Raw genomic sequence first — 20,967 nt, 5'->3', positions numbered from 1 at the left:
AGGGTGACTCTGCTTCCTGTGCCGGCGACGGCGATCATCGTCGTCGCAGCCGGCTCCGGTACTCGTCTGGGGGCCGATGCGCCGAAGGCGCTCGTCGGCATCGATGAGCACTCGGTGCTCCGGCATGCTCTCGACCAGGTGTTCCAGGCGGCCCCCGCACAGGTGATCGTCGTCGCGCCGGCCGGACACGAAGGCGATGCCGAGAGTGAGCTGCGCGCCGCCGCAGGCGACCGCGTCGAACTCGGACGTGTCGTCACCGGCGGAGCGACCAGGCAACAGTCCGTCGCGGCCGGTCTGCGCGCGCTGTGGGGCGACGTCGAGACGGTGCTCGTGCACGATGCGGCGCGCCCCCTCACTCCGGCAGCGCAGATCGACGCCGTGGCGCAGGCGGTGACGGACGATCGCGGTGTCCTCCCCGCTCTTCCCGTGGTGAACACGCTCAAGCGCGTCTCCGGTTCCGCGGTCGTCGAGGCCGTCGATCGCTCGGAGCTCGTCGCGGCGCAGACCCCGCAGGGGTTCCCGCGCGCCCTTCTCGAGAAGGCATACGCCCTCGCGCTCGACTCCGGGGCCGAGTACACCGACGACGCGGCCCTGTACGCGGCAGCCGGGCACCCCGTCGTCCACATCCCCGGCTCGCCGGTGGCGTTCAAGATCACGGTGCCCGCCGATCTCGAAAGAGCCCGCCGACTGCTCTCTCCCGAGCGGGGCTCGACGACCGTCGGTCGGGTCGGGATCGGGACCGACGTGCACGCCTTCGGCGGCGAGGGCGACCTCTGGCTGGCGGGGCTGCAGTGGCCGGGGGAGACCGCGTTGTCCGGGCACTCGGACGGCGATGCCGTCGCTCACGCGATCGTCGACGCACTGTTGGGTGCGGCCGGTCTCGGAGACATCGGGGAGCACTTCGGCACGGCGCACCCGGAGTACGCCGGCGCGCACGGTGACGTCTTCCTCGCCCGCACGAGGGAACTCCTCGCGGACGCCGGGTTCGGCATCGGCAACGTGTCCGTGCAGTTCCAGGGCAACCGCCCGCGGTTCAGCGGTCGGCGTGCCGAAGCAGAGCGCGTGTTGTCGGCGGCGCTCGGCGGTGCCCCCGTGTCGGTGACGGCCACCACCACGGACGGCCTGGGGTTCTCCGGGCGCGGCGATGGCATCTCCGCCATGGCCGTCGCCATGGTCGTGCCGCTGGTCTGAATCCACCGGATGACGCGACACGAGACGGAAACGTCCGCGTGCGAGCATGTGGACATGTGGCAGTTCCGCGACGACGATCTGACCGACCCGAGAAGCCGCGCGTTCGTGCTCGAGCATCTCGCGGACATGTACCGCCAGTCCCCGGACGAGAGCGTCCACGCGCTCGACGTCGACGCACTGCGGGCACCCGAGGTCCGCTTCGTGACCGTCTGGCGCGATGAGGAGATCCTCGCGGTGGGCGGATACCGGCGCACAGGACCGCAGGATGCCGAGCTGAAGTCCATGCGCACCGCACCGTCCGTTCGCGGACAGGGGCTGGGCAGGCTGCTGCTGCGCCACCTCACGGATCTCGCACGTGCGGAGGGCATCACGACGCTCTGGCTCGAGACCGGTTCGACGGCGGACTTCCGGGCAGCGCGTGGCCTCTACCTCTCCGAGGGGTACACGCCGTGCGGTCCGTTCGGCGACTACCGGGAGGATCCGGAGTCGGTGTTCTACCGCCGCGACCTCACACAGGGGTCCATGCAGGCGGTCCCCGGTACGCTGGAGCAGTGACTCTCCGCCTCTACGACACCCGCGCTCAGCAACTGCGCGACTTCGTGCCTCTCGACCCCGAGAACATCACGATGTACGTCTGCGGGCCCACGGTGCAGTCCGGTCCGCACATCGGTCACGTCCGTGCGGCACTGAGCTTCGACATCCTGCGACGCTGGCTCACCCACCGCTACGGCCGCGTGACGTTCGTGCGCAACGTCACCGACATCGACGACAAGGTGATCGCCAACGCCTCGGACGCCGAGCCGTGGTGGGCTCTGGCCTATCGCATGGAGCAGGAGTTCACGGCGGCGTACGCCGGCATCGGCATCCTGCCGCCCACGTACGAGCCGCGCGCCACGGCATCCATCCCGCAGATGCAGGAACTCATCGCGACTCTGATCGAGCGCGGACACGCCTACCCTGCGCCCGACGATTCGGGCGACGTGTACTTCGATGTGCGGTCCTGGCCGGAATACGGCGCGCTGACGCACCAGTCCGTCGATGCGATGGAGGCGGCCGAGGACGCCGACCCGCGTGGCAAGCGCAACTCGCAGGACTTCGCGCTCTGGAAAGGCGCCAAGAGCGACGAACCGGGAGACGCCCACTGGTCCTCGCCGTGGGGAGCGGGACGTCCTGGCTGGCACATCGAGTGCTCCGCGATGTCCAAGCGCTATCTCGGCGGCGAATTCGACATCCACGGCGGCGGTCTCGACCTGCGTTTCCCGCACCACGAGAACGAGCTGGCGCAGTCGACGGCAGCGGGCGACGCCTTCGCGCGCTACTGGGTGCACAACGGCCTGGTGACCGTCGATGGTCAGAAGATGTCCAAGTCGCTCGGGAACTTCACCCTCGCCGCCGACGTGCTGGGCGCGCACGACCCGCTGGTCGTCCGCTATGCGCTCGCCGCCGCACACTATCGGTCGAGCCTCGACCTCAGCGAGTCCACCTGGGCGGAGGCCGACGCCGCACTCGGACGCATCCGCACCTTCCTCGAGCGCGGTCAGCGACTGGCCGGGCCCGGCTGGGCCGAGTACAAGGAAGGCCTGCCGACGGAGTTCTGGGAGGCCATGAACGATGACCTCGCGGTACCGCGTGCGCTCGCCGCGATCCACAGCAGCATCCGTTCGGGTAACGCACTGTTGGATGCGGGCAAGCACGAAGAGGCCAAGCAGGACGTGATGGACGTCATGCGGATGACGGACATCCTCGGGATCAATCCCCTCTCGACGCAGTGGGCGAAGACGGACGCGAACGCCGAGAGCTCGGCGCTGGATGCGCTCGTCCGCACCATGATCGAACAGCGCGCGACCGCGCGCGCCGAAAAGGACTGGGCGGCAGCGGATCGTATCCGCGACGCGATCGCGGCCGCAGGAATCACGCTGGAGGACACTCCGGCCGGAACTCATTGGAGTATCAATGGCTAAGCCGTCACGCCCCGGAGCGGGCAACAGCAAGAAGAAGGGTGCCACCAAGGGCACCGGTGGACTCGGACGCAAGTCGCTCGAGGGCCGCGGGCCGACGCCGAAGGCGGAGGACCGCGCCTGGCACGTCGCAGGCAAGCGCAAGGCCGCGAACGAGCGGTACGCGGCCGCGGGCGGCAAAGGACGCCCCGGCGGACGTTCCAGCACGCCGAGCAACCCCAACCGGTCGCCCAAGGCGAAGGCCGGCGACGACACCGAGAACGTCACCGGGCGCAACTCGGTGCTCGAGGCGTTGCGCGCGAAGATCCCCGCCACGGCGTTCTACATCGCCCAGCGGGTCGAGATGGACGACCGCGTGAAGGAGATGCTCTCGATCGCGACGCATCGCGGCATCCCCGTCCTCGAGGTGACCAGGCAGGAACTCGACCGCATGGCCGGATTCGACGGGGTGCACCAGGGCGTGGCGCTCAAGGTGCCGCCGTACGAGTACGCGCACCCGCAGGATCTGCTGGAGAAGGTGATCGACAGTGGCGAGGTGCCGCTGTTCGTCGCCCTCGACGGCATCACCGACCCGCGCAACCTCGGAGCCATCATCCGCTCGACCGCGGCGTTCGGCGGTCACGGCATCATCCTTCCGCAGCGTCGTTCGGCCGGAGTGAACTCCGCCGCGTGGAAGACCAGTGCCGGTGCGGCCGCGCGCATCCCCGTGGCGATGGCGACGAACCTCACCACGCAGCTCAAGGAGTTCAAGAAGCAGGGCGTGTTCGTGATCGGCCTCGACGGCGGCGGAGACGTCTCCCTGCCGGACCTCGCCCTCGCCGATCGACCGGTCGTCATCGTCGTGGGATCCGAGGGCAAGGGTCTCTCGCGCCTCGTCACCGAGAACTGCGACCAGATCGTCTCGATCCCGATCTCGGCGGCCACGGAGTCGCTCAACGCCGGAATCGCCGCATCCGTCGCGCTCTACCAGGTCGCAACGGTGCGCGCGGCCGACGCGCGCGCCTGAGTCCGGCGCCGGCCCGGAATATCCGACGGGCCAGACGGTTCGAACTCACAGACACCTGCTCCTCGGAAGGAATCACATGACCCGCATCGCCGTCATCGGAGGCACCGGCTACGCCGGCTCGCACATCGTCGCAGAGGCGGTGGCACGCGGACACTCGGTGATCTCGGTCGCCCGGTCCGTCCCCGCCACACGGGTCGACGGTGCCGTGTACGTCGAGGGGACCATCCTCGACGTGCCGAGCCTTCTCGAGCAGATCGAGGAGGCCGAGGTCGTCATCCAGGCGGTCTCGCCGCGCGGCGACATGGTCGGCAAGGTCCGCGCCGCGACGGCGGAGCTGTTCGCGGCGCTCGGCGAGAACGTGCGGCTCGGTGTCGTCGGCGGGGCCGGCGGGAGCCTCGTCGCCCCCGGTGGACCCCGACTGATCGACTCCGGCTTCCCGGAGGAGTTCAAGGCGGAGGCGCAGGAGGCGATCGGCGTGCTCGAGGACCTGCAGGCCGACGACAGCGGCAAGGACTGGTTCTTCATCCACCCGGCCGGTGGCTTCGGCATGTTCGCACCGGGAGAGCGCACCGGAGAGTACCGGGATGGCGGCCAGGTCCTCGTCACGGATGATGCCGGTGAGTCCTACATCTCCGGCGCGGACTTCGGCATCGCCGTGGTCGACGAGATCGAGAACCCGAAGCACCACCGCGAGAACTTCACCGTCGGGTACTGACGGGCCTAGACGAGGTCCCGCCAGTCGACCTCGTCCTCGTCGGCTGCGGGCATCGCGCCCGTCACCACGGGGAGGGACATCGTCTCGGTCGGCGGCCCCATGATCGTCGCCTCGTCGCGGCGGTGACGGAGCACGTCGTTGATGTACGACGTGAGCACCTCGGCGAGCGGGATGGACCGCCCGTTGGCCTGAGAGAGGTACCAGCGGTGCTCGAGCACCTGGTGGTACACCTCGGCGGGCTCGAGCTTCGCGCGCAGCTCGTAGGGGATGGCCCGGACGACGGGCTCGAAGACCCGCGTGAGCCACTCGTGCGCGTACATCTCCTCGTCCGTCCAGTCCTTCGTGGACCGCGCGCGGAACTCGTCGAGGTCGTTGAGGAGCCGTCGCGCCTGGTTCTCCTCGACGTCGAGCCCGGTCAGTCGGATGAGGCGGCGCTGATGGTGTCCGGCGTCGACGACCTTGGGCTGGATGTGGACCACCGTGCCGTCGGTGGTCGTGGACATCGACATCTCATCGATGTCGAAGCCCAGGGCGTTCAGGCGTTCGACCCGCTCGGTGATCCGCCAGGTCTCGTTGGCGGAGAACGACTCCTCCGCCGTGAGGGCCGCCCACAGCGAGTGATACGACGAGACGATGCCGTCGGCGATGGCCACGGCATCGACGCCGTGCTCGAGCCGTCCGCCGGCGGCGAGGTCCATGATCTCTCCGGCGATGTTCGTCCGGGCGAGATCCAGGTCGTACAGCCGTTGCCCCTCGGTCAGCCCTTCTTCGTGGAGCTCACCGGTCTCGGCATCCACCAGATACGCAGCGAACGCGCCGGCGTCGCGGCGGAACAGGGTGTTCGACAGTGAGACGTCGCCCCAGTAGAAGCCGACGTTGTGCAGCCGCACGAGGAGCAGGGCGAGCGCGTCGACCAGGCGCGTCGCGGTGTCGGGGCGCAGCACGCGCGTGAACAGTGCGCGGTACGGCATGGAGAACCGCAGGTGAGAGGTGACGAGGACGGCGGGCAGCGGTGCCCCGGAACTGTCCGTTCGGCCGGCGATGACCGCCACGCGATCCACGCACGGAACGTCGAGGCGCCCGAGGTTGCCGAGCATGTCGTATTCGCGCTGCGCCATCTCCGCCGTCGTCTCCTTGACGGCGACGACGCGGCCGGAGAGATCCGCGAATCGGACGAGATGGCGGGAGAGGCCCTTGGGGAGGGAGACGATCCGTTCGGACGGCCACTTGGCCAGCGGCGTCGACCACGGCAGCGCCAGCAGCTCGGGATTGATCTTGCTGGCGGTGATCCGAAGCGCGTCCTGCATGCTGCCTCTCCCTGCGATGCGGGTGGAGAAACGACGCGGCGCGGGTGACCCTGAGGTCAGCCCGCGCCGCGTCGGTGATCGATCAGGCCGAGACGACCGGCTTGTCGTTGAGACGCTGTCCGGACTCGATGTCGAACGCGTGCACGTGGCCGGGGTTGGCCGCGAGGGTGACGGTGTCGCCCGCGTTGGCGTGGCTGCGTCCGTCGACGCGCGCGACGATGTCGGTGCGCTTGCCGCTGATGTCGGTGTGACCGTAGAGGTAGCCGTCAGCGCCGAGCTCCTCGACGAGGTCGACGACGACCGAGAGGCCCTTGCCGTCGGCGGGGCCGACGGTGATGTCCTCGGGGCGGACGCCGACGGTCACCTGCGAACCGTTCGCGCGGCCGACGGTGTCGCGGTCGAGCGGGACGACCTCGCTGCCGAACTGGACGCCGCCCTCGGCGAGGTCCGCGGCGAAGAGGTTCATCGCGGGGGAGCCGATGAAGCCAGCGACGAAGACATTGTTCGGCTTCTCGTACAGGTCACGCGGGGAGCCGACCTGCTGGAGGAGGCCGTCCTTGAGGACTGCGATGCGGTCACCCATGGTGAGAGCCTCGGTCTGGTCGTGGGTCACGTAGACGGTGGTGACGCCCAGGCGGCGCTGCAGCGACGCGATCTGCGTACGGGTCTGGACGCGGAGTTTCGCGTCGAGGTTCGACAGCGGCTCGTCCATGAGGAACACCTGCGGCTGACGGACGATGGCACGGCCCATCGCGACGCGCTGACGCTGGCCACCCGAGAGGGCCTTCGGCTTGCGGGTCAGGTACTCCTCGAGGTCGAGGAGCTTGGCGGCCTCGAGGACGCGGGCTGCGCGCTCCTCCTTGCCGACGCCGGCGATCTTGAGGGCGAAGCCCATGTTCTCGGCGACGGTCATGTGCGGGTACAGCGCGTAGTTCTGGAAGACCATCGCGATGTCGCGGTCCTTCGGCGGAACGTCGGTGACGTCGCGGTCGCCGATGAGGATGCGTCCCTCGTTGACCTCTTCGAGGCCGGCGAGCATGCGCAGCGAGGTGGACTTTCCGCAACCGGAAGGCCCGACGAGGACGAGGAATTCGCCGTCTGCGACCTCGAGGTCGAGCTTGTCGACTGCCGGGCGGGTTCCGCCGGGGTACAGACGCGTTGCGGCGTCGAACGTGACAGATGCCATTGTTTTCTCCTTCACCGGCAGGTACGTGCCGGACGATCCGTTGTGATGGATGCGGTGAGGCCGGGCCTCGCCGTGGCCCGCCATCGGGCCGGTATCAGTATGGCACGTGCGGCCGCACCTGGGTATTTCCCAGCCTGTCTGGATAGCATCGAAGACGGTCCTGATCGATCCGGTGCATACGATCGGCGGGCGAATCAGGGGATCGAACCCCATCCCGAACTCTCAAGAGGAACGATGTCGAGCGACGAAACGCCGAACGTCCCCACCCCTCGCAATTCCCGTGAGGCGGTGCGGGAGAAGGCTCAGCAGATCCAGACCAAGCAGTCGCGAGCGCGTGTCATGCGGGGGATCATCATCGGCGCGGTCGCGATCATCGCCGTCGGGGCCGTGGGTACCGCGGTCACCATGGCGGTGACGTCGACGGTCTCGAAGCCGATGATGAACCCCGACGGGCTCGAGGGCGACGGCATCGTCGTCCGCAGCCTGGCCGACACGACCGCGGAGGCCGTCCCTGCGACGCCGACCCCCGAGGAGTCGGAAGCAGGCGAGGAGACCGCCGAGCCCACCGCGGAGCCGACCAACGCCGCCGTCGACGTGCACATCTACGTCGATTACCTCTCTCCCGGAGCGGGTGAGTTCGAACGTGCCAACAGCCGTCAGCTCGCCAGCTGGATCGGCGAGGGAGCGGTCACCGCCACCTATCATCCGGTGGCCATGCTCACCGCCAGCTCCAGCGGCACCAAGTACTCGTTGCGCGCCGCCGCCGCTGCAGCATGCGTCGCAAGCCATTCGCCCGACCAGTTCTACGCGTACAACCACGAGCTGCTCATCGACCAGCCCGAGGTGGACAGCAGCGGCCGCTCGGATGTCGAGCTGGCCGACCTCGCCGTGGCCGTCGGGGTGGACACTCCCAAGGTCGTGCGCTCGTGCATCGAGGACGCGGACTATGTCGGCTGGGCGAAGGAGGCGACCTCTCGCGCGCTGGCCGGTCCCCTCGATGGCTCGGACGACCTCGTCCTCACCAGCGCGCCCATGGTCGTGGTGAACGGCTCCGCGTATGTGGGGGCCCTTGACGATCCGGCGGAGTTCTCGCAGTTCGTCCTCACGGTGGCGAGCGAGACCGACCCCACTCCCTCTCCGACTCCGACCCCGTCGTCGTAGTTTCCGACCCGCCTCTCCGGCTCGCTAAGCTGGACGGCGTTCGCCGACTTAGCTCAGCTGGTAGAGCACCTGTCTTGTAAACAGGATGTCACGGGTTCGAATCCCGTAGTCGGCTCCATCCTTGTCGTTCAGCACTCGTCATCGAGCGCTGTCGGGTCGCCGTCCTCTTCGTGGACGGTTGTGCCACGCCTCGATCGCCTCCGGAGTCAGGTCGTCGCGATCCCAGAGGTAACCGGACACATTGCCGATCGGGTCGATGAACGCGTCGCTCGCCGCTGAGGCCTCGCCCGCGTCGCGCCGGCGCATCGTCTGGCGGAGGGAGACCGGAGTGACTCCGAGCAGCTCCGCCACCTCGTCGATCGTCGCGTAGCGCGCGGCGAAGCGTGCCTCCTTCGTGCCGTCGCGCAGCGCCCGAGGGCGGGATTTCTCGTCGTCGGATCCCATGGTCGCTCCTGAGGTTCGGTGGGCATCCACGATAGCCGGATACGGCCGCCGGCCATCGTCACGTCGCCGTGAGGTCCTTCACCGAACTGCGGAGACGGAGGGGCATCGGGAGGCGGCGCACTTCCGCGCCGCCTCCCGACAGCAGCATCTCGACCGCGTGGATGCCGAGCTCCCGGTGGGGCAGCGCGAACGTCGTGAGGTGCGGATGCAGCCAGGACGCGAGCTGGTGGTCGTCGAAGGAGACCACGGAGAAGTCCTCGGGAACTGAGGCGCCGCTCTCACTGATGGCCTGATAGGCGCCGAACGCGAGGCGATCGTTGAAGGTGATGAGCGCGCCTCGGCGCACACCGGATGCGAGGAGCGCATTGGTGAGCTCCCATCCGTCGGGTGGCAACCAGATCGTGCGCTGCCAGCCGCTGGCCGGTGCGAGTCCTTCGGTGTCGAGCTCGTCGAGGATGCCGGCCAGACGTTCGCGACCTGCGACACTGTCCGGCGCCACGTCGCTCCGGGTCGGGCCGCCGCCGATTAGGTGGATCTCGCGGTGGCCGGCATCGAGGAGGATGCGGGCCGCCTGCCTGCCCGCAGCGTACTCGTCCGGGATCACCGCGCGCACCGCAGGCTCGCCCTGCGGGGTCATCATGTTCAACAGGACCACGTTCCGGCCCTGCACGGCGCGGGGGAGGGGGCGCTCGCGGGTGAACATCGAGGCGATGATGAGTCCGTCGACCTGGCGATCGAGCATCGCCTCGATGAGCCGGTTCTGCTCGTCCTCGTCGCCCTCGGATTCGCCGATGAACAGCATGTGCCCGTTGCGGCGGGCGCCTTCGAGCGCGCCCTTGATCATGTCGCCCGCGAGCAGCGAGGTCGCGACGGTGTCCGAGACGAAGCCGAGCGTCCCGCTGGTGCCCTTGCGCAGGCTCGCGGAGAGCATGTTGGGGCGATAGCCGAGCTCGGCCGCCACACGTCGAACCCGATCCTGGGCGGCCTCAGAGATGCGCAGTTCGTCGCCCCGGTCCGAGAGGACGAGGGATGCCGTGGATCGGGAGACGCCCGCCCCGCGGGCGACGTCAGCGAGGGTGACCCTCTTCCCCGTCATCGGGCTCCTCTCCGTTCGGGCTGATCCTATCCAGCCATCTGCTCCCGGGCAGCGTGCGTCGCGGGTTGACAGTGGTCGATCGCATGCTTCATCATGAAGGTGCTAACCCGATTTAGCAACCGCAATGCACCACCTGCGGCTCGATGAACGGCTTTGTAGAAAGGGGACACAGGTGTCTCACAGCAGAACACGCGCGCTCCGTCCACTCGCGACGGGAGCACTGGCCACGCTGGCACTCGGACTGGTGGCGTGTGCGCCGCCAGGAGGATCGACCTCGACCGACGGTGCGGAGGGCGACGAGACCGCGGAGATCGCCCTCACCTGCGGCGAGGACGACGTCGTACTCAGCGCCTACCTGGAGACGGGCTTCCCGCTCCCGGCCGCACTGGCCGAGGAGTTCACGCGCCAGTACCCGAACGTGACGTTCGACATCCGTGAGGACCAGTTCGCCGTCATCACGCAGAATGCGCCGCGCGTGCTGCAGGACTCGCCGCCGGACCTCATGCGTCTGCCGCAGATGTCGGAGCTCGCCACCGACGGACTCCTGCTGAACCTCGACCCGTACGCCGAGGCGTACGGGTGGACGGACTGGCCCGAGTCGCAGCTGCAGCAGCTCCGCGTCGACGACGAAGGACGCCGCGGCGACGGACCGCTGTACGCGATGGGTCTGAGCTACTCGATGACCGGCGTCTACTACAACAAGGCGCTCGCCGAGCAGATCGGACTCACGGAGGAGCCGACCACGCTCGACGAACTCGACGCAGCCATGCAGAAGGCCAAGGACGCCGGGATCGTCCCCATCGCGCAGTTCAACGGCGGCGCGACCGGCGGACTCGCCTTCCCGCTCCAGGCGCTGATGGCCTCCTACGGCGACCCTGCCGCCATCAACGACTGGGTCTTCCAGAAGCCGGGGGCCTCGATCGACACCCCGGAGAACCTCGCCGCCGCCGAGCACCTGCAGGGGTGGATCGACTCCGGTTACTTCTCTTCGGACGTCAACTCGCTCGACTACGCACAGATGATGAGCCGCTTCATGGGCGGCGACGCTCTGTTCAGCTTCAACGGCGACTGGGAGGCGGGCAACTTCGACTCGCAGGCACCGGGCGAGTTCGGCTTCTTCCTCATGCCTCCGCTCGAGGAGGGCGGTCAGATCGGTGCGATGTCCGCCCCGAACACCTTCGGCGTCTCCGCCTTCGCGGAGAACCCGGACTGCGCGGCGTTCTTCCTGGACTGGACGGCGACGAACGACGAGGCCCGCGCCCTGACCGTCGAGGTCGGCGGATCCAGCCCCATGGGTGCGGTCGGCGCCTTCATGCCCCCGGTCGAGGAGGGCACGACCACGGCCGCCACGCTCGCCGCGGGTGACATCATCGGCGAGGCCGACGGCGCGATGGACTTCATCGCGAACGCCACCGGTGCCATCTACGCGCAGAGCTGGACGCCCAACCTGCAGAAGATGGTCGCCGGCGAGCAGACGCCCGAGGGCCTGCTCAGCTCGGTCCAGGCCGACTACGAGAGCCAGGTCGGAAACTGATCCATGAGTGGAATCCGCTCCGCTGCTGCGCCGACGAACACCGTCGGCGCAGCAGCGCCCTCTCCTGAACGCGATCGTCGTCGTCGCACGCGTCGACTCGTTCGAAACCTCTCCGCGTACGCGCTGGTCGTCCCGGCGGCGGCCTTCTACGTCTTCTTCGTGCTGCGCCCGATCTTCGCCTCCGCGCAGTACTCGTTCTACGACTGGAACGGTGTCGGCCCCTCGACGTGGGTCGGCGGCGCCAACTACATCGAGGTCTTCACCAACCCGAAGCTCGTCGGGGCGATCCTCAACGCCTTCGAGCTCATCATCTACTTCTCGATCATCCCCGTCGCCATCGCGCTGATCGCCGCGAACATCATCCGCGCCGTCGCAGAGAGCCGGCTGGCGGGTGTTGCGAGGACCGTGCTGTTCCTCCCGCAGGTCATCCCGCTCGTCGCCGCCGGAATCATGTGGAGCTGGCAGCTTTCGACGGACGGCGTCGTCAACCAGTTCCTGCGCCTCATCGGCCTCGATGCGGTGACCACCGCCTGGCTCGGGGACTTCAACACCGCCCTGCCCGCGGTCGGCGTCATCGGCGCATGGGTCCAGGTCGGCCTCTGTCTCGTCCTCATCCTCGCCGGCATGACGAAGATCGACCCGTCACTCTACGAGGCGGCCCGCATCGACGGCGCCGGTCCCGTGCGCGAGTTCTTCGCCATCACCCTCCCCGGGGTACGCCAGGAGATCGCCGTCTGCGTGACCGTCACCGTGATCTCGGCGCTCGCCGCGTTCGACATCATCTACATCAGCACCCAGGGAGGTCCGGGCGACAGCACACTCGTGCCCGGCCTGCAGATCTTCTACCTGGCGTTCTACCAGCGCGACATCGGCACCGCCTCGGCGTTCTCGATCGTGCTCATGGCGCTCGTGCTCATCGTCGTCCTGCCGCTTCAGCGGATCCTCCGAGGGAGAGAATCGTGATCATCCGCGCCAGAGAGAAGTGGATGGGGCGCGTCATCCTCGTCGTCCTGATGATCGTCACCCTCGTGCCGTTCGTCAGCCTCTTCGTGACCGCCCTTCACGAGCCTGGCACCTACCCGAAGGGCCTCGAGCTGCCGGAGACTCCGCACTGGGGCAACTTCGCGCTCGCGTTCACCTCGGCGGATGTCGGCGCCCTGCTGTGGTCCAGCGTCCTCATCGAGCTCGGCGTCGTCCCGATCAGCGTGCTCATCGCGACGCTCGCGGGCTTCGCACTCGGGCACCTGAAGCCCAAGGCGAGCGGTGCGGTGCTCATCGTGTTCCTGCTGGGGCTCACGCTGCCCTTCGAGGGCATCATCACGCCGCTGTACTTCCAGGTCCGCGAGCTCGGCATCCTCAACACGAGATGGGCGATCATCCTTCCGCTGATCGGTCTGTTCATGCCGTTCGCCGTGATGTGGATGCGGGCGCACTTCGTCACGATGCCGCAGGACCTGTCGGAGGCGGCGCGCATGGACGGAGCCACGACCTGGCAGCTGTTCTGGCGCATCCACATGCCGTTGTCGGTCCCGGCGCTGTCCTCGCTGTCGATCCTGCTGTTCCTGTGGACGTGGAACCAGTTCCTGCTGGCGATCGTCCTCGTCAACGATCCGACCAAGCGCACCATGGCCGGAGCGCTCGGCGCCTTCCAGGGGCAGTACGGCACGGACATCCCCCTGCTGTGCGCCGGATCGCTGCTCATCCTCACTCCGACCCTGATCGTGTTCCTGATCTTCCAGCGCCAGTTCGTCTCGGCGCTGATGCAGGGCTCGCTCAAGGGCTGACGACCGAACCGCCTCGGCCGACGCCGGGGCCGCGATGGGAGAACTCATGGCTTTCCGCCTGGACGCGCACTGGGTGTGGGACTTCTGGGTCGCCGACGACGGTGACCGGTACCACCTCTTCTACCTGCACGCGCCGAAGGCTCTCGGCGACCCCGACCTCCGGCACCGCAACGCCCGCATCGGGCATGCCACGTCCGAGGACCTCACGCACTGGACCGATCACGGCGAGGTCCTCGCGCCCGGGGAGCCGGGAAGCTTCGACGAGACGGCGACCTGGACGGGTTGCGTCGTGCGGGACGAGGCGGGGCTGTGGCGGATGTTCTACACGGGCGCCTCGTTCACCGCTGACGGTTCGCCGGAGAACATCGAGACGATCGGATGCGCGGTGTCCGAGGACCTGCACGCGTGGCGGAAGCTCCCCGACCTCGTGCTGCGCGCCGACCCCGCGCATTACGAGACGCTCGGGGACACGTCCTGGCCGGAGGAGGCGTGGCGCGACCCCTGGGTCTACCGTGACGAGGCGGGCGACGGCTGGCACATGCTGATCACGGCACGCGGGCACGGTGCCGGGATGACCAGCGGCGGTGTCGTCGGCCATGCCCGATCCGCTGATCTGACGACATGGACGGCCGGCCCGCCCCTCGGGCCGTCGTCTGCCGAGTTCCCGCACCTGGAGGTGCTGCAGCGCATCGACCACGGCGGACGGACGTTCCTCACGTTCTCCGCGGCGCGCCACCCCGCCGGCGGCGGGATGGTCAGCGGTGTGTGGGCCGTGGAGGCGCCGGCTGACCTGGAGGGCGTCGATGTCGACACGGCACGCCTGATCGCCCCCGACCCCTACTACGCGGGGCGCATCGTCCGAGACCGCTCCGACGACCTGGTGCTCCTGGCCTTCAGCGGCGGAGGGCCGGGGAGCACAGAGGCGCCGCAGGGCGTCTCCGACCCCCTGCCGGTGTCGCTCTGACAGGGAGCATCGACAGCCGCGGTTAGCATGGCGCCATGGACGACGCCGTCACCCGTCTCGACATCCCGGGAACGTACAACTTCCGGGAGGCCGCTCGCGGCGCGCTCACCCCGGGCATGCTCTACCGGTCGGACGCACTGCACCGACTCTCCCCGGCCGGTCGGCGACGGATCGCGGAGCTCGGCATCGGAACCGTCATCGACCTCCGCTCCCCGTTCGACCGCCGCGTCGGCGGTCGTGACCGCCTCCGGGGCACGGGGGCGGTGCGCACCAGCATCCCGATCGACGGCGCGTCTCGGCGCGTGGATCTGAAGACGATCACTCTCGGCGAGGTCTACCGGCTCATCCTCGACGAGCATCAGCATGCGCTGGGGCGGATCATCCGTGCGATCGCCGATGCGGACGACCCGGTCCTCGTCCACTGCACAGCGGGCAAGGATCGCACCGGTCTGGCGATCGCCCTGGTGCTCGAGGCGCTCGAGGTCGACCGCAGGATCATCCTCGCCGACTACGCGGCATCCGCCCCCAATCTCGCGGGGGAGTGGACGCACAGGATGGTGGGGACGGCGCGTCGGTTCCGTGTGCACCTCACGGACGATCTGCTCGTGATCCTCGGATCCTCGCCGCCCGAAGTCCTCGACGCCGCGCTCTGCCGGCTCGATCGCCTGCCCGGTGGCATCGACGCGTACCTGGACGGCGCCGGAGTGGATGCCGCCGTGCGGGGTCGGCTGAGGGCGAAGCTCCTCGCGTGATCAGAGTCGGGCCGCGCCGACCCGTCGCATGATGAGAGGGGCAGCCACGCCGTGGAGCAGGATGCTCCCCACCACGGTCACGACCATGACGGTCAGCACCGCCGTCCCCTCGTCCTCCGGGAGGCCGTTGTAGGCGAGGAGGCCGAAGACGATCGTCGCGGTGCCTCGGGGACCGAGGGCGCCGATGAGCAGTCGATCGGCGCGGGCCACCGTGCTGCCCATCAGCGACACGTAGACGGGCAGCATGCGCACCAGCGTGAGCGCGAGGAGAGCGAGGGCGACGATGCGCCAGTCGAATCCGGCGACGACGACGATGACGGCCGCGCCGCCGAGCATGAACCAGACGAAGTTCGCCGCGAGAGCACCCACCTCTTCGACGAGCAGCAGCTCTGAATGATCGATGCCCGCCGCCTCCGCGGAGCGGACGCGCGTCAGCCGGTATCCGACGCCGGCCACGAACGCCGCGACGAAACCGTTCGCGTCGAACAGCGGGATGCTCGCGACCCCGTAGGCGATGAGGGGGAGCAGCAGCATGACGTATCGCGCACCGACGGCACTGGCGACGTCGTGCCTCCGCGCGACCCGCACGGCGAAGCCGATACCGGGGCCGAGCGCCATGCCGATGACGATCGCGAACAGTGTCGCCGGCACGGCACCGGCGAAGGCGTGCAGGAAGTCCAACACGGGCTTCTCGAGCACCTCCTCCGTCAGCTCGGATTCCGGAGTGCGCGAGATCGTCGTCCAGAACACGGCGAGGGCGAGGGACATGCCGAACACGGGCGAGACCACGCCGTCGTTGTATCCGCTCTCGACGTTGAGGATCTGCCGGGCCCTGGTCGTGACACCGCCGCTGCGCAGCAGCCGTGCGGCGGGGGAGAAGTCGGTGGGCATGATGACGCACGCGATCACGGCGAGAACGAGCAGGCCCGTGGTCGGCAGCAGCAGCACGCCGCTGAGGACGGCCAGCGCGAGGGAGAGCGGGAGGGCGATGAGGACCAGACGCGCGATGACCTTCCCCTCCTTGCCGAAGACGCCGCCCTCCACCTCGGTGGCGTCGACGAACAGCAGGATCGCGAGGATCACCTCGACGACCTTCTCGGCGAGTTCCGAGTCGATCACCGTGCTGAACGCCTCGACGTCCCACGCGACGGTGGCGGCGCCGAGGAGGAGGAGGGCTGCGGGGCCGGCCACACCCCAGCGCTCGAACCGGTGCGAGATCAGTGACCACGCGAGGATCGCGGCGAGGCTGATGAGCACCATGGAGGTCATGGCGAAAGACTATCGAGCGCGGCGGGCCTGTTCTGTCACGGGCGGGAGGCGGTGGGTGTGACGGAGATCCGCTCCGCCATCGCGGCCGAGGCTGCCAGTGCCTCGTCGATCAGATCGCGATCCGGCGCGGCGGTGAGCCACGCGCTGCTCATGGACGCGGGGATGAGTACCGGCATCCGCTCATGGACCTCGGCGAGGTGCGCCGGAGCCGGGGCCATCACGATGGAGTAGCAGGTGACCCAGTCGCCGTCGGGCGTGCGACCGCGCTGCGTGACGGCCGCCATGCCGAACAGCGTGTCGGGGCCGAGCGTGAACTCGTGCCAGACGCGTTCGGGCTTGCGCATCTCGAACCACCCGGTGGTCGGGACGATCGCCCGTGTCCGCAGTTTCGCCGGCTGGTCCTGCAGGCGCTCGGAGCGCGTGTTGATCGAGGGGAACTTCGACGGCTGGCCGTCGATGAGATACCCCCACCATGCCTTCTCGAGCGCCGCGTGCTCGTCCTGCGGAACGATGAGCGGATTGAGATTGCGCAGGTTCTTGCCGGTGGGGCGGAGGGTCTCGCCGTCGTTGTCGCGTGCCCAACCGCGCAGGTCGTCGAGGAGTTCGGCGTCGGCCTCCGCCAGGAGGTCGGTGTCGGAGAATCGAGGATCGAGTCCGTAGCTCGCGCACATGTCCACAGGCTACCGCCGGGCGCGGACATCGGGCGGGTCGTCGCTCAGGTAGGGTCAACGGGTGTCCGAGGTCCGCCGCATCCCCGTCCCCCTCGCCCTCGGTGGGGCGGTGGCGATCGGTGCGATGACGGCCGTGCAGGCACGCGTCAACGGTGTGCTGGGGGTGCGCATCGACGACGGTATCGTCGCCGGCCTCATCTCGTTCAGCGTCGGTCTCGCCCTGCTGGTCGCCGTGACCCTCGTGCTGCCGACGGCCAGAGCGGGGGCTGGCCGCCTCTGGCGCGGTGTGCGCTCAGGGCACGTTCCCCCGTGGATGCTGCTGGGCGGGGCGTGCGGTGCGCTCACGGTCTCGACGCAGGGACTCACCGCGGGACTGCTCGGGGTGTCCCTGTTCACGGTGGGCGTCGTCGCCGGCCAGACCGTGAACGGCCTCGTGCTGGACAGGCTCGGCGTCGGACCGTCCGGTGTCGTCGCCGTGACGGGAGGCCGAGTGCTCGGCGGGGTGTTCGCCCTCCTCGCCGTCGCGATCTCCCTCAGCGGGGACGTGCTGGCCCGTGCACCGTGGTGGCTGCTCCTGCTGCCGTTCGCGGCCGGAGTCGGCATCGCGTGGCAGTCCGCGGCCAACGGACGTCTCGCTCAGCGAGTGCAGTCGCCGCTCACGGCGACGCTGATGAGCTTCACCGCCGGAACCGTGGTGCTGCTGCTCGCCTCAGTGGTGAGCGTCGCGGTGAAGGGGATGCCGTCCGCGCTGCCGACGGAGCCGTGGCTGTACCTCGGCGGGGCGCTCGGGTTCCTCTACATCCTGCTCAGCGCGACGATCGTCGCGCACACCGGCGTCCTGCTCCTGGGGCTCGGTGCCGTGCTCGGACAGCTGACGGCGTCGGTCACGATCGACCTGCTGTGGCCTGCTGCCGCCGGCCCCGCCCTGTGGCAGCTGCTGGCCATGGTGGTCGTCGCTGCACTGTCCGTGCTCGTCGCCCTTCCATGGCGACGCAGGCGCTGAACTCAGGCGCTGAACTCAGCCCGCTATGCCCTCTGCGGACGGCAACCGGGTCAGCAGGCTCTCGGCGTCCACGGGTTTCCGCCTGCCGGGGCGCTTGCCATCCGGCTTGCCGCCCACGTACAACCACCCGAGCAGCTCCTCGTTCTCCGTCAGCCCATGCGCCGCGGCGACGGCAGCCGTGCGGGTGTGACCGCCGGTGCGCCAGATGACGCCCCACCCCGCCTCGTCCAGCAGGAGGCTCAGCACATGCGCGACGCCAGAAGCGACGGCCTCCTGCTCCCAGCGGGGCACCTTCTCGCTCGGGCGGAAGCTGACCACGACGGCGATCAGCAGGGAGGCGCGCAGCGGCTTCGATGAGGGCTTGAGATCGCCGTTGGCCTCCGCGATCGCCGCGCCGAGCCGCAGGCGGTCGTCGCCTCGCAGCTCGATGAGCCGCCATGGCTGCAGGGACGAGTGGTCGGCGACCCGGCCCGCTGCGGCCACCAGCGGCAGCAGCTCCTCGCGGGTCGGAGCCTCCTGGGTGAGCTTGGACCACGACTGCCGCGCGAGCACGGCGTCGTAGGCGCTCACGCCTCCGGGGCCTCGGGGGTGAAGTTCAGTGCCAGCGAGTTCATGCAGTAGCGGTCGCCGGTCGGGGTGCCGAAGCCGTCGGGGAAGACGTGGCCCAGGTGCGATCCGCAGTTCGCGCAGCGGACCTCGGTGCGCTGCATTCCCAGAGTGTTGTCCTCGAGCAGCTGGACGGCGTCGGGGCGGATCGACTCGTAGAAGCTCGGCCAGCCGCAGCCGGAGTCGAACTTCGTGCCGCTCTTGAACAGCTCTGCACCGCAGGCGCCGCAGGTGTACAGGCCCGCGCGCTCCTCATCGAGCAGTTCGCCGGTCCAGGCGCGCTCGGTCGCAGCCTCCCGCAGCACCGCGAACTGCTCGTCGCCGAGCTCCTCGCGCCACTCGGCGTCGGTCTTCTTCACGCTGTAGTCCATCAGGCCTCCTGGGTTCTCGGGCGACGTCTCCTCCATTGTCTCTCGCCCTGAGGCGGCGAGGGCCATGATGACGGGAGGTGACAATGGACGCATGACGGATGCTGTGCGCGAGCGCTACGAGCGATTCGCCCTGGAGGAGGCGCCGGGGCGGTCGGCGCTGTATGCCGACTGGGCCGCGGGTGTCGCCGCGGATCCCGACGTCCGGGCCGTGCTCGCACGCATCCCTGCGAACCGCAGGCAGCCGCCGCTCGTGTTCGCGGTGACCCGGATGCTCGGTGCCCCATCGGCGGGCTTCACGCAGTGGCGGGAGTTCCTGCTCGCGCACGCGGACGCGATCGTCGCGGAATGCGAGACGCGCAGCATCCAGACGAACGAGCCGCTGCGTCTTGCGCCGCTGCTTCCGGTGCTCTCGGAGATCGACGGACCGATCGCGCTGCTCGAGATCGGAGCGTCGGCCGGCCTGTGCCTGTATCCCGACCGGTACTCCTACCGTTTCGTCGACGGGGACGGGCGGCTGCGCCGCGCGCTCGATCCGTCGGACGGCGCGTCCCCGGTCGTGCTCACCAGCGAGGTGCGCGGTGCGGTGCCAGACATGCGGATGCCGGAGGTGGCGTGGCGGGCCGGCATCGACCTGTCGCCGCTGGACGCGCGCGATGGCGAGGACCGGGCATGGCTGCGCGCGCTCGTCTGGCCGGGGGAGGAGGGGCGCGAGGAACGAATCGCGGCAGCCCTGGACATCGCTGCAGCGGATCCGCCCTCGATGACGCGAGGCGACGCGATCGACGAGATTGACGCGGTCGCGGCCTCCGCGCCGCAGGATGCGACGCTCGTGATCACGACGCCCGGTGTGCTCGCGCACATCCCGTGGGCACCGCGGCACGCGCTGATCGAACGCATCCGGACCCTGCCCGCGCGCTGGGTGACGATCGACGCCCCCGGACTGCATGACGCCTGGCGTCCGCCGGTGGACGCCGCGGACTGGCCCGGGTTCGTGGTGGCCCTGGACGGAGAGGTGCGGGCGGCCGCGGACCCATTGGGCCGATGGTGGGAGTGGCGCGCGCCGAGACGGCCGCCTCGACCGTAATCTGAGGGCATGCTCGGAGACCTCACCGATCGCGACCGCGCGATCCTCGCCCTGGAGGCGGCATGGCCGCGCCACGGGGGAGCGAAGGAAGAGGCGATCCGGCGCACGCTGGGAATGAGCCCCGCACGGTACTACCAGCTGCTGGGGCGCCTGATCGAGACGGAGCAGGCACTCGAACACGATCCCCTCCTCGTGCGGCGTCTCCGTCGCCTGCGTGAGCGTCGGGTCGACCAGCGCGTTGCGCGGATGCGCGGGTTCGCCGGGTAACATCGACGCGTGCCCCAGCCCGTGAGAGACCGCTTCGACGACGTCCCCCGCACCTCCGGACGAGTGGGCGCCCACCGCGCCGAGGCGCCGGGCATGAACGGCTGGATCGTGTTGCTGTGGTCGTTCGTCGCCGCCCTCGTCCTCATCGTCGCCGGCATCTTCGTCGCCCTGCTGATGATGGGGCGGATCACGCTCTTCCCCGCGGCCGAGGACGCTGTCGTGCCCACACCCGAGCCGACGGGTGTCGTCGACACGACCTACTCGGTCCTCATCCTCAATGCCACCCCCGAGGAGGGGCTCGACGTGCAGCTGCGCGAGAGTCTCATCAACGCGCAGTGGCCGGACGACCTCATCACCTACGGCGCCGCCGGTCAGCAGGACTTCCCCGACACGACGGTGTACTACGTCTCGGAGGCGGACGAACTCGCCGCGATCGGACTGGCCGGTCTCATCGGCGGAGCGCAGGTCGAGCAGAGCGACTTCTACGCGGATCCGAACAACCCTGACCAGCGCCAGCTCGTCGTCGTCATCGGACTGGACCGCTCGACCACCGCGCCGGACGCCGAGGAGACCCCCGCGGAGTGACCACCCTCTCGGC

At 69.2% G+C, this 20,967-nt stretch carries 23 protein-coding genes and 1 tRNA gene; 16 read left to right on the top strand and 8 right to left on the bottom strand.

Annotated elements, in window-relative coordinates:
* Positions 1-3: 3 nt before the first annotated feature.
* The 5 genes from ispD (at position 4) to HD600_RS02550 (ending at position 4,870) form a co-directional block, all read left to right on the top strand.
* Positions 4-1,191: a 2-C-methyl-D-erythritol 4-phosphate cytidylyltransferase gene (ispD, locus tag HD600_RS02570; RefSeq protein WP_184281372.1), complete on the top strand. Its 1,188-nt coding sequence runs from the start codon at positions 4-6 to the stop codon at positions 1,189-1,191.
* Between the two features lie 54 nt (positions 1,192-1,245).
* Complete coding sequence (locus HD600_RS02565; protein ID WP_184281369.1) at positions 1,246-1,746, top strand: GNAT family N-acetyltransferase; 501 nt, start codon at positions 1,246-1,248, stop codon at positions 1,744-1,746.
* Positions 1,743-3,152 carry a cysteine--tRNA ligase gene (cysS, locus tag HD600_RS02560; protein WP_184281367.1) on the top strand — a complete coding sequence of 470 codons (1,410 nt, stop codon included), beginning with the start codon at positions 1,743-1,745 and terminating at the stop codon, positions 3,150-3,152. The genes HD600_RS02565 and cysS overlap by 4 nt, the downstream gene beginning before the upstream one ends.
* Positions 3,145-4,155 (top strand): 23S rRNA (guanosine(2251)-2'-O)-methyltransferase RlmB, encoded by a 1,011-nt coding sequence (rlmB, locus tag HD600_RS02555; protein ID WP_184281365.1) that lies wholly within the window; start codon positions 3,145-3,147, stop codon positions 4,153-4,155. Before cysS ends, rlmB begins: the two co-directional genes overlap by 8 nt.
* A 76-nt stretch (positions 4,156-4,231) precedes the next feature.
* Positions 4,232-4,870 (top strand): NAD(P)-dependent oxidoreductase, encoded by a 639-nt coding sequence (locus HD600_RS02550; RefSeq protein WP_184281363.1) that lies wholly within the window; start codon positions 4,232-4,234, stop codon positions 4,868-4,870.
* 5 nt (positions 4,871-4,875) lie between these two features.
* Here HD600_RS02550 and HD600_RS02545 read toward each other — a convergent pair whose 3' ends face one another.
* The gene (locus HD600_RS02545) at positions 4,876-6,177 is read right to left on the bottom strand and encodes a DUF4032 domain-containing protein (RefSeq protein WP_144797683.1); all 1,302 of its coding nucleotides are present in this window, start codon (positions 6,175-6,177) and stop codon (positions 4,876-4,878) included.
* An 82-nt stretch (positions 6,178-6,259) separates the two neighbouring features.
* Complete coding sequence (locus HD600_RS02540) at positions 6,260-7,363, bottom strand: ABC transporter ATP-binding protein (RefSeq protein WP_144797685.1); 1,104 nt, start codon at positions 7,361-7,363, stop codon at positions 6,260-6,262.
* Positions 7,364-7,597: 234 nt separating this feature from the next.
* Between HD600_RS02540 and HD600_RS02535 the strand changes: the two genes are divergently transcribed.
* Both HD600_RS02535 and HD600_RS02530 read left to right on the top strand, forming a co-directional pair.
* Complete coding sequence (locus HD600_RS02535; protein ID WP_184281361.1) at positions 7,598-8,524, top strand: DsbA family protein; 927 nt, start codon at positions 7,598-7,600, stop codon at positions 8,522-8,524.
* A gap of 42 nt (positions 8,525-8,566) precedes the next feature.
* Positions 8,567-8,642, top strand: a tRNA-Thr gene (locus tag HD600_RS02530).
* Between the two features lie 20 nt (positions 8,643-8,662).
* Here HD600_RS02530 and HD600_RS02525 read toward each other — a convergent pair.
* Together HD600_RS02525 and HD600_RS02520 are read right to left on the bottom strand one after the other, a co-directional pair.
* Entirely contained in the window at positions 8,663-8,968 is a 306-nt protein-coding gene (locus HD600_RS02525; protein ID WP_184281359.1) for a hypothetical protein, read from the bottom strand.
* A 58-nt stretch (positions 8,969-9,026) separates the two neighbouring features.
* Entirely contained in the window at positions 9,027-10,064 is a 1,038-nt protein-coding gene (locus HD600_RS02520) for a LacI family DNA-binding transcriptional regulator (protein ID WP_184281357.1), read from the bottom strand.
* A 172-nt stretch (positions 10,065-10,236) separates the two neighbouring features.
* On the opposite strand from HD600_RS02520, the gene HD600_RS02515 reads away from it, so the two are divergent.
* From HD600_RS02515 to HD600_RS02495, 5 genes are read left to right on the top strand one after another with little or no spacing between them, the layout of a single operon-like run.
* Positions 10,237-11,598 (top strand): ABC transporter substrate-binding protein, encoded by a 1,362-nt coding sequence (locus tag HD600_RS02515; protein WP_260980567.1) that lies wholly within the window; start codon positions 10,237-10,239, stop codon positions 11,596-11,598.
* A 3-nt stretch (positions 11,599-11,601) separates the two neighbouring features.
* Complete coding sequence (locus HD600_RS02510; RefSeq protein WP_184281354.1) at positions 11,602-12,561, top strand: carbohydrate ABC transporter permease; 960 nt, start codon at positions 11,602-11,604, stop codon at positions 12,559-12,561.
* A complete protein-coding gene (locus tag HD600_RS02505; RefSeq protein ID WP_184281352.1) occupies positions 12,558-13,382 on the top strand; it encodes an ABC transporter permease subunit in 825 nt (274 codons plus the stop codon). Before HD600_RS02510 ends, HD600_RS02505 begins: the two co-directional genes overlap by 4 nt.
* Positions 13,383-13,428: 46 nt before the next feature.
* Entirely contained in the window at positions 13,429-14,346 is a 918-nt protein-coding gene (locus tag HD600_RS02500) for a glycoside hydrolase family 68 protein (protein ID WP_184281350.1), read from the top strand.
* Between the two features lie 35 nt (positions 14,347-14,381).
* Entirely contained in the window at positions 14,382-15,098 is a 717-nt protein-coding gene (locus tag HD600_RS02495; RefSeq protein ID WP_184281348.1) for a tyrosine-protein phosphatase, read from the top strand.
* On the opposite strand, the gene HD600_RS02490 is transcribed toward HD600_RS02495, so the two are convergent.
* Both HD600_RS02490 and HD600_RS02485 read right to left on the bottom strand, forming a co-directional pair.
* Complete coding sequence (locus tag HD600_RS02490) at positions 15,099-16,367, bottom strand: cation:proton antiporter domain-containing protein (RefSeq protein WP_184281346.1); 1,269 nt, start codon at positions 16,365-16,367, stop codon at positions 15,099-15,101.
* Positions 16,368-16,402: 35 nt separating this feature from the next.
* A complete protein-coding gene (locus HD600_RS02485) occupies positions 16,403-17,038 on the bottom strand; it encodes an SOS response-associated peptidase family protein (RefSeq protein WP_184281344.1) in 636 nt (211 codons plus the stop codon).
* A gap of 61 nt (positions 17,039-17,099) precedes the next feature.
* On the opposite strand from HD600_RS02485, the gene HD600_RS02480 reads away from it, so the two are divergent.
* On the top strand, positions 17,100-18,041 hold the full coding sequence (locus tag HD600_RS02480) for a DMT family transporter (RefSeq protein WP_144797753.1): 942 nt from the start codon (positions 17,100-17,102) through the stop codon (positions 18,039-18,041).
* 15 nt (positions 18,042-18,056) lie between these two features.
* On the opposite strand, the gene HD600_RS02475 is transcribed toward HD600_RS02480, so the two are convergent.
* Both HD600_RS02475 and msrB read right to left on the bottom strand, forming a co-directional pair.
* Positions 18,057-18,611, bottom strand: coding sequence for a nitroreductase family protein (locus HD600_RS02475; protein WP_144797755.1), 555 nt, complete (start codon positions 18,609-18,611; stop codon positions 18,057-18,059).
* Positions 18,608-19,018: a peptide-methionine (R)-S-oxide reductase MsrB gene (msrB, locus tag HD600_RS02470; protein ID WP_144797757.1), complete on the bottom strand. Its 411-nt coding sequence runs from the start codon at positions 19,016-19,018 to the stop codon at positions 18,608-18,610. Before msrB ends, HD600_RS02475 begins: the two co-directional genes overlap by 4 nt.
* Positions 19,019-19,109: 91 nt before the next feature.
* On the opposite strand from msrB, the gene HD600_RS02465 reads away from it, so the two are divergent.
* From HD600_RS02465 to HD600_RS02455, 3 genes are read left to right on the top strand one after another with little or no spacing between them, the layout of a single operon-like run.
* Positions 19,110-20,102, top strand: coding sequence for a DUF2332 domain-containing protein (locus HD600_RS02465; RefSeq protein ID WP_184281342.1), 993 nt, complete (start codon positions 19,110-19,112; stop codon positions 20,100-20,102).
* Between the two features lie 9 nt (positions 20,103-20,111).
* On the top strand, positions 20,112-20,369 hold the full coding sequence (locus HD600_RS02460; protein WP_144797761.1) for a DUF3263 domain-containing protein: 258 nt from the start codon (positions 20,112-20,114) through the stop codon (positions 20,367-20,369).
* A 9-nt stretch (positions 20,370-20,378) separates the two neighbouring features.
* Positions 20,379-20,954: a LytR C-terminal domain-containing protein gene (locus HD600_RS02455; protein WP_338402270.1), complete on the top strand. Its 576-nt coding sequence runs from the start codon at positions 20,379-20,381 to the stop codon at positions 20,952-20,954.
* Positions 20,955-20,967 lie beyond the last annotated feature (13 nt).

Origin of the sequence: Microbacterium ginsengiterrae, from assembly GCF_014205075.1 — a bacterium.
GTDB lineage: Bacteria > Actinomycetota > Actinomycetes > Actinomycetales > Microbacteriaceae > Microbacterium > Microbacterium ginsengiterrae.
This window is presented reverse-complemented; position numbering and strand designations above follow the sequence as displayed.